Annotated in this window: 1 protein-coding gene; it reads right to left on the bottom strand. The window is 64.4% G+C overall.

What is annotated here, in order from left to right; all coding sequences use genetic code 11:
• Positions 1 to 214: 214 nt before the first annotated feature.
• The coding region (locus AC15MQ_RS20750; RefSeq protein ID WP_483081190.1) for a VCBS domain-containing protein at positions 215 to 12,423 on the bottom strand (12,209 nt) is incomplete at its 5' end.

Consider the following 12,423-nt stretch of genomic DNA (forward strand, 5'->3'; position numbering starts at 1 on the left):
CCACGGTCGGCTTTGCACAGCCGACCGGCTCCGGCGGCGCGAAGCGATGCTTCACGCAACCACTACTTCGCCTATTCGCCTTCGCCGAAGAACTTCAGGTCGGTCGAATCCACCACCCCATGCGTTGGACCCTGGCGCGGCAGCCGGGGAATCCCGGTTGGTACCGCCGAGTGGACTGGGGAAAAAGGTCCGCTCGGCGGGGATATGGCGGTGGTCAGGTTACGAAGATGTCAGCGCTGGTTAGTCCTAGTCCGACTCCAAGCAGGGCGACCTCCACTGCTATGGCACTACCATTGCCGTCCGCGTCGTAGTAAAGCGCTCCGCTGGTGCTGTCGTAGATCACGAAGTCATTGCTGTCGGCAGCGGTGGCGCCAGGGCCCGAGACGAATAATCCGGCAGCGAGGGTCCCCGTCGCGGTAAGCGAGGTGAAGATAGAGTTCTCGAACTGGATCGTGTCATCTACCACGGTAAAGTCGCTAATCGTGTCGTGGTTTGTGGTGCTGTGGGGCAGGCTATCGAAGCGGAAGACATCGTTTCCTGAACCACCCTGCAGGGTATCGTTGCCCAGACCGCCGTTGAGAGTGTCATTGCCAGCCATGCCAGACAACACATCACTGCCAGAATTGCCTCGCAAACTGTTGTCAAGATTGTTGCCAGTCAGTGTAGCCGCCGAGGTGATGTCGAGACGAAGCGTTTCTACGCTGGAGCCGGCCTGGAGTGTGTAACTGCCGTAACAGTACACCGTGTCAGACCCTTCACCAACCAGTTCCGTGACCAAGTCGTTACTTCCCACGTAGTATGCGTCGTTCCCTTTACCTCCGGCCAGAATGTTGGTGGCGGAATTGCTGGTGCCGTAGAGGATATTGGCCAGGTCATTGCCAGTCGCATTGATAGCGCTGCTACCGGTCAACGAGATCCGTTCAACCTCATAGACGTTATCAAGACTGAAACTAACGCTGCTATACACGGTATCAGTGCCTTGAGCTGCGGACTCGCGGACGCTGTCGTTTACATTGTCCACCGTGTATCTGTCGTCCCCGAGTCCACCGTACATGGTGTCGGCGCCGGCCCCACCGTCCAGGGTATCGTTACCTTCGAGGCCATGGAGTGTGTCTGAACCACTATTGCCCCGTAAGCTGTTGGCGCTGTCGTTCCCGGTGAGTGCGGCACTACTTGTTCCGGAGAGGTAAAGATTTTCTACGTTTGACGATAAGACATAGTCAGCAGTTGTATAGACCGTGTCGACCCCTGCGTTAAGGTCTTCGTTGGCCGTATCGCCAGCAGTAACGTAGTAGGTGTCATTGCCGAGTCCTCCATACATGGCGTCGGCGCCGGCGCCACCATCCAGGGTGTCGTTCCCATCAAGGCCATGCAACGTGTCAGCACCAGCGTTCCCCCTCAACTTATTCGCCATGCTGTTGCCTGTGAGGGTCGCTGGCGCAGTGACGTCGAGGTAGAGATTTTCCACGTTGGCTGACAGCGCGTGACTGACAAGCGCATACACGGTGTCTACTCCCGCGTCCAATCCTTCGCTGACGAAGTCGCCGCTACCGACGTAGTAGGTGTCATTTCCCGTGCCGCCCGCCAGTTGGTTGGCTCCGCTATTGCCATTTCCGTAGAGTATGTTGTTCTGGCTGTTACCTGTCGCCACCGTATTTGCGGTGCCGGTGAGGAAAAGCCTCTCGACGTAGAATGGAAGGGTCCAGGAAATACTGCTGTAAACCGTATCGGTGCCCCCACTCGAGGACTGAACCTCTTGGACAATGTCGCTTAGGTTGTCTACATAGTAACGGTCGTCACCTGCCCATCCAGACATTGTGTCGGCACCGCTGCCGCCGTCCAGGGTATCGTTGCCTTCGCCGCCGTCCAGCAGATCATTTCCGCCAAGTCCATAAAGGGTATCGTTGCCTCCTAGTCCGTAAATCTCTTCACCAACTGCCGTTCCGGTTAGCAGGTTCGCGCTCTCTGTACCGATGATGACGCCGGTCACGGCGATCGCGAAAGTCTGTTCTGGCAGTTCGTTGGCCGGGATTTCATCGGAAACCTTGAACTTGAAACCGTCAGTCGCCGACGCATCTCCGTTGTTGGTGTACTTGATCAGGTTGCTATTGATGTCAGCTTGGGTGAAGGTGCCGCCCACGACCATCGCCACGTTGTTTTTCAACAGAGTGCCGTGCGTTGGCAACTGGGTGATCTTGAAGGAGATCTGACCGACACCAGAATCTTGGTCCGTCGCTCTCAGCAATGAGTTGGAAATGGTCAGACCAGTAGCGCCTCTCGCTGCCGTGAGTCCTGCGTTGGTCGCGATCACCGGTGCTTCGGTGGAGTCATTCTGCACCGTCACCACTATCGCCTGGTTGACCCAGACGCCAAAGTCATCGGTCACTCGCACAGTGACGTCGTACTGATGATTGCCACCAACGTCATCAGGATTCTCATAATCAGGAGCACTGTTGAAGGAGAGCACACCGGTGCTGCCATTGATGGAGAGCCGACCGAGGTCAGCACCACCCACCAGGCTGAAGTGCTTGTGGTCGCCAGCGTCAGGATCAAATGCGGTGATGGTCCCCGCCACGAGAACGTTCTCTTCAATCGTCAGCGAAGGCAGGGAGGTGATGCTCGGTCCCTCGTTGACGTTGGTTATGGCGATGCTGAAAGACTGGGTGCTGAACGAACCGTCAGAGCTGTTCGCGCGCACCGTGATGCTGTGGGTGTTGGCGCTCTCATAGTCGAGAGCACCTGCAACAGTCACGATGCCAGTCGTTTCGTCAATGGCGAACTTGCCGCCTGCATCGTCGGTGAGGAGGTAGCTGATAGTGGTACCGATGTCAGCATCGCTGGCTACGGCCGTGATGCCGACGGTGGTGCCTGCAACTGCGTTTTCCGCCGCGCTATTGGTGGCAGCGTTGCCATCGTTGGGGCCCTGTACCGGGTTGTCGTTGACGTTGGTCACCTGGATGGTGAAGGTGTTGCTACCCGTTGATCCATCGGAACTGGTAGCAAGCACGGTGATGTTGTGGCTGGTGGCGCTCTCATAATCAAGTACGCCTGCCACGCTCACCACGCCGGTGCCCGAATCAATGCCAAACCTGCCGCCCGCGTCGTCCGTCAGGCTGTAGGTGATGCTGGTGCCGAAGTCGGCATCACTTGCAAAGGCATTGATGGCCAAATGGGTGCCGATGCTGGCATTCTCGGCCACCGTGTCGTCGCCCGTATTGCTGTCGTCCGGGCCGACAACGCCGTTGTCGTTGACACCGGTTACGCTGATGCTGAAGGTTTGGCCAGTCACTGTGTCATGGCCGTCGGAAACCGAGAACGTGAAGCCATCCGTTGCCGATTCAGCGCCGCTGTTGGTGTACTTGATCGCACCGGCTTCGATGTTGGCCTGGGTAAATGTGTCATTCGCGGCCAAGGCGTTACCGTTCTTCGTCAGCGTGCCATGAGCAGTGGCAGCCGTGAGCGTGTAGATGATCGCACCACTTCCTGACTCCTGATCTATGGTGTTCAGTACGCTGGTGCTGATCACGGTATTGACGGAGTTTTCCAGGACGGTCAGGCCTTGATTGACTGCCACGACAGGTAGCTCGTTGGTGCCGGTGATGGTGATGACCAGATTAGCGGTGTTGGAGACGGTGCTGTTCTCGTCGGTGGCGGTGAACGGGATGGTCAGTTCCAGTTCTTCGCCATCGTTGAGGCTGTCGTAGCTGGAAGCGTCGAAGCTGTAGGTGCCGTCCGGGTTAAAGGTCAGACCGGTCGGGGCCGCACCCACCAAGGCGTAGACCAGGGTGGCGGTTTCGCCGGCATCGGCGTCGGTGGCGACGACGCTGCCGCTGATGCTGGCGTCCTCGGCGACGGCGGCGACAGCGGCCTGTGCTACCGGGGCGTCGTTGGTGCCGTGCAGGGTGACGGTGAGCTCCCGGGTGGTGCCGTCGGCGGTGGCGACGGTGATGCTGTCGGTGTAGTCGGTACCGCCGACGAACTCGTTGTGGGCGCTGTCCATGGTGTAGGTCCAGGCGCCGGTATCGTCGATGGAGAACGTGCCGTAGCCGTTGGAGCCGGCGACGGCGGTCTGGACGACGAAGGTGTTGGAGCTATCCACGTCGGTGGCGTCGAGGTTGCCGCTGGTGCTCTGCACGGCGTTGGTCTCGGTCAGTTCGGCGGTGCTGCTGCCGGTGATGATCGCCGCGTCGTTGGTGCCGTGCAGGGTGACGGTGAGCACCTGGGTGGTGCCGTCGGCGGTGGCGACGGTGATGCTGTCGGTGTAGTCGGTGCCGCCGACGAACTCGTTGTGGGCGCTGTCCATGGTGTAGGTCCAGGCGCCGGTATCGTCGATGGAGAACGTGCCGTAGCCGTTGGAGCCGGCGACGGCGGTCTGGACGACGAAGGCGCTGGAGCTATCCACGTCGGTGGCGTCGAGGTTGCCGCTGGTGCTCTGCACGGCGTTGGTCTCGGTCAGTTCGGCGGTGCTGCTGCCGGTGATGATCGCCGCGTCGTTGGTGCCGTGCAGGGTGACGGTGAGCACCTGGGTGGTGCCGTCGGCGGTGGCGACGGTGATGCTGTCGGTGTAGTCGGTGCCGCCGACGAACTCGTTGTGGGCGCTGTCCATGGTGTAGGTCCAGGCGCCGGTATCGTCGATGGAGAACGTGCCGTAGCCGTTGGAGCCGGCGACGGCGGTCTGGACGACGAAGGCGCTGGAGCTATCCACGTCGGTGGCGTCGAGGTTGCCGCTGGTGCTCTGCACGGCGTTGGTCTCGGTCAGTTCGGCGGTGCTGCTGCCGGTGATGATCGCCGCGTCGTTGGTGCCGTGCAGGGTGACGGTGAGCACCTGGGTGGTGCCGTCGGCGGTGGCGACGGTGATGCTGTCGGTGTAGTCGGTGCCGCCGACGAACTCGTTGTGGGCGCTGTCCATGGTGTAGGTCCAGGCGCCGGTATCGTCGATGGAGAACGTGCCGTAGCCGTTGGAGCCGGCGACGGCGGTCTGGACGACGAAGGTGTTGGAGCTATCCACGTCGGTGGCGTCGAGGTTGCCGCTGGTGCTCTGCACGGCGTTGGTCTCGGTCAGTTCGGCGGTGCTGCTGCCGGTGATGATCGCCGCGTCGTTGGTGCCGTGCAGGGTGACGGTGAGCACCTGGGTGGTGCCGTCGGCGGTGGCGACGGTGATGCTGTCGGTGTAGTCCTGGCCGCCGACGAACTCGTTGTGGGCGCTGTCCATGGTGTAGGTCCAGGCGCCGGTATCGTCGATGGAGAACGTGCCGTAGCCGTTGGAGCCGGCGACGGCGGTCTGGACGACGAAGGCGCTGGAGCTATCCACGTCGGTGGCGTCGAGGTTGCCGCTGGTGCTCTGCACGGCGTTGGTCTCGGTCAGTTCGGCGGTGCTGCTGCCGGTGATGATCGCCGCGTCGTTGGTGCCGTGCAGGGTGACGGTGAGCACCTGGGTGGTGCCGTCGGCGGTGGCGACGGTGATGCTGTCGGTGTAGTCGGTGCCGCCGACGAACTCGTTGTGGGCGCTGTCCATGGTGTAGGTCCAGGCGCCGGTATCGTCGATGGAGAACGTGCCGTAGCCGTTGGAGCCGGCGACGGCGGTCTGGACGACGAAGGTGTTGGAGCTATCCACGTCGGTGGCGTCGAGGTTGCCGCTGGTGCTCTGCACGGCGTTGGTCTCGGTCAGTTCGGCGGTGCTGCTGCCGGTGATGATCGCCGCGTCGTTGGTGCCGTGCAGGGTGACGGTGAGCACCTGGGTGGTGCCGTCGGCGGTGGCGACGGTGATGCTGTCGGTGTAGTCGGTGCCGCCGACGAACTCGTTGTGGGCGCTGTCCATGGTGTAGGTCCAGGCGCCGGTATCGTCGATGGAGAACGTGCCGTAGCCGTTGGAGCCGGCGACGGCGGTCTGGACGACGAAGGCGCTGGAGCTATCCACGTCGGTGGCGTCGAGGTTGCCGCTGGTGCTCTGCACGGCGTTGGTCTCGGTCAGTTCGGCGGTGCTGCTGCCGGTGATGATCGCCGCGTCGTTGGTGCCGTGCAGGGTGACGGTGAGCACCTGGGTGGTGCCGTCGGCGGTGGCGACGGTGATGCTGTCGGTGTAGTCGGTGCCGCCGACGAACTCGTTGTGGGCGCTGTCCATGGTGTAGGTCCAGGCGCCGGTATCGTCGATGGAGAACGTGCCGTAGCCGTTGGAGCCGGCGACGGCGGTCTGGACGACGAAGGTGTTGGAGCTATCCACGTCGGTGGCGTCGAGGTTGCCGCTGGTGCTCTGCACGGCGTTGGTCTCGGTCAGTTCGGCGGTGCTGCTGCCGGTGATGATCGCCGCGTCGTTGGTGCCGTGCAGGGTGACGGTGAGCACCTGGGTGGTGCCGTCGGCGGTGGCGACGGTGATGCTGTCGGTGTAGTCGGTGCCGCCGACGAACTCGTTGTGGGCGCTGTCCATGGTGTAGGTCCAGGCGCCGGTATCGTCGATGGAGAACGTGCCGTAGCCGTTGGAGCCGGCGACGGCGGTCTGGACGACGAAGGCGCTGGAGCTATCCACGTCGGTGGCGTCGAGGTTGCCGCTGGTGCTCTGCACGGCGTTGGTCTCGGTCAGTTCGGCGGTGCTGCTGCCGGTGATGATCGCCGCGTCGTTGGTGCCGTGCAGGGTGACGGTGAGCACCTGGGTGGTGCCGTCGGCGGTGGCGACGGTGATGCTGTCGGTGTAGTCGGTGCCGCCGACGAACTCGTTGTGGGCGCTGTCCATGGTGTAGGTCCAGGCGCCGGTATCGTCGATGGAGAACGTGCCGTAGCCGTTGGAGCCGGCGACGGCGGTCTGGACGACGAAGGTGTTGGAGCTATCCACGTCGGTGGCGTCGAGGTTGCCGCTGGTGCTCTGCACGGCGTTGGTCTCGGTCAGTTCGGCGGTGCTGCTGCCGGTGATGATCGCCGCGTCGTTGGTGCCGTGCAGGGTGACGGTGAGCACCTGGGTGGTGCCGTCGGCGGTGGCGACGGTGATGCTGTCGGTGTAGTCCTGGCCGCCGACGAACTCGTTGTGGGCGCTGTCCATGGTGTAGGTCCAGGCGCCGGTATCGTCGATGGAGAACGTGCCGTAGCCGTTGGAGCCGGCGACGGCGGTCTGGACGACGAAGGTGTTGGAGCTATCCACGTCGGTGGCGTCGAGGTTGCCGCTGGTGCTCTGCACGGCGTTGGTCTCGGTCAGTTCGGCGGTGCTGCTGCCGGTGATGATCGCCGCGTCGTTGGTGCCGTGCAGGGTGACGGTGAGCACCTGGGTGGTGCCGTCGGCGGTGGCGACGGTGATGCTGTCGGTGTAGTCGGTGCCGCCGACGAACTCGTTGTGGGCGCTGTCCATGGTGTAGGTCCAGGCGCCGGTATCGTCGATGGAGAACGTGCCGTAGCCGTTGGAGCCGGCGACGGCGGTCTGGACGACGAAGGTGTTGGAGCTATCCACGTCGGTGGCGTCGAGGTTGCCGCTGGTGCTCTGCACGGCGTTGGTCTCGGTCAGTTCGGCGGTGCTGCTGCCGGTGATGATCGCCGCGTCGTTGGTGCCGTGCAGGGTGACGGTGAGCACCTGGGTGGTGCCGTCGGCGGTGGCGACGGTGATGCTGTCGGTGTAGTCGGTGCCGCCGACGAACTCGTTGTGGGCGCTGTCCATGGTGTAGGTCCAGGCGCCGGTATCGTCGATGGAGAACGTGCCGTAGCCGTTGGAGCCGGCGACGGCGGTCTGGACGACGAAGGCGCTGGAGCTATCCACGTCGGTGGCGTCGAGGTTGCCGCTGGTGCTCTGCACGGCGTTGGTCTCGGTCAGTTCGGCGGTGCTGCTGCCGGTGATGATCGCCGCGTCGTTGGTGCCGTGCAGGGTGACGGTGAGCACCTGGGTGGTGCCGTCGGCGGTGGCGACGGTGATGCTGTCGGTGTAGTCGGTGCCGCCGACGAACTCGTTGTGGGCGCTGTCCATGGTGTAGGTCCAGGCGCCGGTATCGTCGATGGAGAACGTGCCGTAGCCGTTGGAGCCGGCGACGGCGGTCTGGACGACGAAGGTGTTGGAGCTATCCACGTCGGTGGCGTCGAGGTTGCCGCTGGTGCTCTGCACGGCGTTGGTCTCGGTCAGTTCGGCGGTGCTGCTGCCGGTGATGATCGCCGCGTCGTTGGTGCCGTGCAGGGTGACGGTGAGCACCTGGGTGGTGCCGTCGGCGGTGGCGACGGTGATGCTGTCGGTGTAGTCCTGGCCGCCGACGAACTCGTTGTGGGCGCTGTCCATGGTGTAGGTCCAGGCGCCGGTATCGTCGATGGAGAACGTGCCGTAGCCGTTGGAGCCGGCGACGGCGGTCTGGACGACGAAGGTGTTGGAGCTATCCACGTCGGTGGCGTCGAGGTTGCCGCTGGTGCTCTGCACGGCGTTGGTCTCGGTCAGTTCGGCGGTGCTGCTGCCGGTGATGATCGCCGCGTCGTTGGTGCCGTGCAGGGTGACGGTGAGCACCTGGGTGGTGCCGTCGGCGGTGGCGACGGTGATGCTGTCGGTGTAGTCGGTGCCGCCGACGAACTCGTTGTGGGCGCTGTCCATGGTGTAGGTCCAGGCGCCGGTATCGTCGATGGAGAACGTGCCGTAGCCGTTGGAGCCGGCGACGGCGGTCTGGACGACGAAGGCGCTGGAGCTATCCACGTCGGTGGCGTCGAGGTTGCCGCTGGTGCTCTGCACGGCGTTGGTCTCGGTCAGTTCGGCGGTGCTGCTGCCGGTGATGATCGCCGCGTCGTTGGTGCCGTGCAGGGTGACGGTGAGCACCTGGGTGGTGCCGTCGGCGGTGGCGACGGTGATGCTGTCGGTGTAGTCGGTGCCGCCGACGAACTCGTTGTGGGCGCTGTCCATGGTGTAGGTCCAGGCGCCGGTATCGTCGATGGAGAACGTGCCGTAGCCGTTGGAGCCGGCGACGGCGGTCTGGACGACGAAGGTGTTGGAGCTATCCACGTCGGTGGCGTCGAGGTTGCCGCTGGTGCTCTGCACGGCGTTGGTCTCGGTCAGTTCGGCGGTGCTGCTGCCGGTGATGATCGCCGCGTCGTTGGTGCCGTGCAGGGTGACGGTGAGCACCTGGGTGGTGCCGTCGGCGGTGGCGACGGTGATGCTGTCGGTGTAGTCGGTGCCGCCGACGAACTCGTTGTGGGCGCTGTCCATGGTGTAGGTCCAGGCGCCGGTATCGTCGATGGAGAACGTGCCGTAGCCGTTGGAGCCGGCGACGGCGGTCTGGACGACGAAGGTGTTGGAGCTATCCACGTCGGTGGCGTCGAGGTTGCCGCTGGTGCTCTGCACGGCGTTGGTCTCGGTCAGTTCGGCGGTGCTGCTGCCGGTGATGATCGCCGCGTCGTTGGTGCCGTGCAGGGTGACGGTGAGCACCTGGGTGGTGCCGTCGGCGGTGGCGACGGTGATGCTGTCGGTGTAGTCGGTGCCGCCGACGAACTCGTTGTGGGCGCTGTCCATGGTGTAGGTCCAGGCGCCGGTATCGTCGATGGAGAACGTGCCGTAGCCGTTGGAGCCGGCGACGGCGGTCTGGACGACGAAGGCGCTGGAGCTATCCACGTCGGTGGCGTCGAGGTTGCCGCTGGTGCTCTGCACGGCGTTGGTCTCGGTCAGTTCGGCGGTGCTGCTGCCGGTGATGATCGCCGCGTCGTTGGTGCCGTGCAGGGTGACGGTGAGCACCTGGGTGGTGCCGTCGGCGGTGGCGACGGTGATGCTGTCGGTGTAGTCGGTGCCGCCGACGAACTCGTTGTGGGCGCTGTCCATGGTGTAGGTCCAGGCGCCGGTATCGTCGATGGAGAACGTGCCGTAGCCGTTGGAGCCGGCGACGGCGGTCTGGACGACGAAGGTGTTGGAGCTATCCACGTCGGTGGCGTCGAGGTTGCCGCTGGTGCTCTGCACGGCGTTGGTCTCGGTCAGTTCGGCGGTGCTGCTGCCGGTGATGATCGCCGCGTCGTTGGTGCCGTGCAGGGTGACGGTGAGCACCTGGGTGGTGCCGTCGGCGGTGGCGACGGTGATGCTGTCGGTGTAGTCCTGGCCGCCGACGAACTCGTTGTGGGCGCTGTCCATGGTGTAGGTCCAGGCGCCGGTATCGTCGATGGAGAACGTGCCGTAGCCGTTGGAGCCGGCGACGGCGGTCTGGACGACGAAGGTGTTGGAGCTATCCACGTCGGTGGCGTCGAGGTTGCCGCTGGTGCTCTGCACGGCGTTGGTCTCGGTCAGTTCGGCGGTGCTGCTGCCGGTGATGATCGCCGCGTCGTTGGTGCCGTGCAGGGTGACGGTGAGCACCTGGGTGGTGCCGTCGGCGGTGGCGACGGTGATGCTGTCGGTGTAGTCGGTGCCGCCGACGAACTCGTTGTGGGCGCTGTCCATGGTGTAGGTCCAGGCGCCGGTATCGTCGATGGAGAACGTGCCGTAGCCGTTGGAGCCGGCGACGGCGGTCTGGACGACGAAGGCGCTGGAGCTATCCACGTCGGTGGCGTCGAGGTTGCCGCTGGTGCTCTGCACGGCGTTGGTCTCGGTCAGTTCGGCGGTGCTGCTGCCGGTGATGATCGCCGCGTCGTTGGTGCCGTGCAGGGTGACGGTGAGCACCTGGGTGGTGCCGTCGGCGGTGGCGACGGTGATGCTGTCGGTGTAGTCGGTGCCGCCGACGAACTCGTTGTGGGCGCTGTCCATGGTGTAGGTCCAGGCGCCGGTATCGTCGATGGAGAACGTGCCGTAGCCGTTGGAGCCGGCGACGGCGGTCTGGACGACGAAGGTGTTGGAGCTATCCACGTCGGTGGCGTCGAGGTTGCCGCTGGTGCTCTGCACGGCGTTGGTCTCGGTCAGTTCGGCGGTGCTGCTGCCGGTGATGATCGCCGCGTCGTTGGTGCCGTGCAGGGTGACGGTGAGCACCTGGGTGGTGCCGTCGGCGGTGGCGACGGTGATGCTGTCGGTGTAGTCGGTGCCGCCGACGAACTCGTTGTGGGCGCTGTCCATGGTGTAGGTCCAGGCGCCGGTATCGTCGATGGAGAACGTGCCGTAGCCGTTGGAGCCGGCGACGGCGGTCTGGACGACGAAGGTGTTGGAGCTATCCACGTCGGTGGCGTCGAGGTTGCCGCTGGTGCTCTGCACGGCGTTGGTCTCGGTCAGTTCGGCGGTGCTGCTGCCGGTGATGATCGCCGCGTCGTTGGTGCCGTGCAGGGTGACGGTGAGCACCTGGGTGGTGCCGTCGGCGGTGGCGACGGTGATGCTGTCGGTGTAGTCGGTGCCGCCGACGAACTCGTTGTGGGCGCTGTCCATGGTGTAGGTCCAGGCGCCGGTATCGTCGATGGAGAACGTGCCGTAGCCGTTGGAGCCGGCGACGGCGGTCTGGACGACGAAGGTGTTGGAGCTATCCACGTCGGTGGCGTCGAGGTTGCCGCTGGTGCTCTGCACGGCGTTGGTCTCGGTCAGTTCGGCGGTGCTGCTGCCGGTGATGATCGCCGCGTCGTTGGTGCCGTGCAGGGTGACGGTGAGCACCTGGGTGGTGCCGTCGGCGGTGGCGACGGTGATGCTGTCGGTGTAGTCGGTGCCGCCGACGAACTCGTTGTGGGCGCTGTCCATGGTGTAGGTCCAGGCGCCGGTATCGTCGATGGAGAACGTGCCGTAGCCGTTGGAGCCGGCGACGGCGGTCTGGACGACGAAGGCGCTGGAGCTATCCACGTCGGTGGCGTCGAGGTTGCCGCTGGTGCTCTGCACGGCGTTGGTCTCGGTCAGTTCGGCGGTGCTGCTGCCGGTGATGATCGCCGCGTCGTTGGTGCCGTGCAGGGTGACGGTGAGCACCTGGGTGGTGCCGTCGGCGGTGGCGACGGTGATGCTGTCGGTGTAGTCGGTGCCGCCGACGAACTCGTTGTGGGCGCTGTCCATGGTGTAGGTCCAGGCGCCGGTATCGTCGATGGAGAACGTGCCGTAGCCGTTGGAGCCGGCGACGGCGGTCTGGACGACGAAGGTGTTGGAGCTATCCACGTCGGTGGCGTCGAGGTTGCCGCTGGTGCTCTGCACGGCGTTGGTCTCGGTCAGTTCGGCGGTGCTGCTGCCGGTGATGATCGCCGCGTCGTTGGTGCCGTGCAGGGTGACGGTGAGCACCTGGGTGGTGCCGTCGGCGGTGGCGACGGTGATGCTGTCGGTGTAGTCGGTGCCGCCGACGAACTCGTTGTGGGCGCTGTCCATGGTGTAGGTCCAGGCGCCGGTATCGTCGATGGAGAACGTGCCGTAGCCGTTGGAGCCGGCGACGGCGGTCTGGACGACGAAGGCGCTGGAGCTATCCACGTCGGTGGCGTCGAGGTTGCCGCTGGTGCTCTGCACGGCGTTGGTCTCGGTCAGTTCGGCGGTGCTGCTGCCGGTGATGATCGCCGCGTCGTTGGTGCCGTGCAGGGTGACGGTGAGCACCTGGGTGGTGCCGTCGGCGGTGG

The sequence above is a fragment of the Candidatus Accumulibacter propinquus genome (assembly GCF_056856495.1).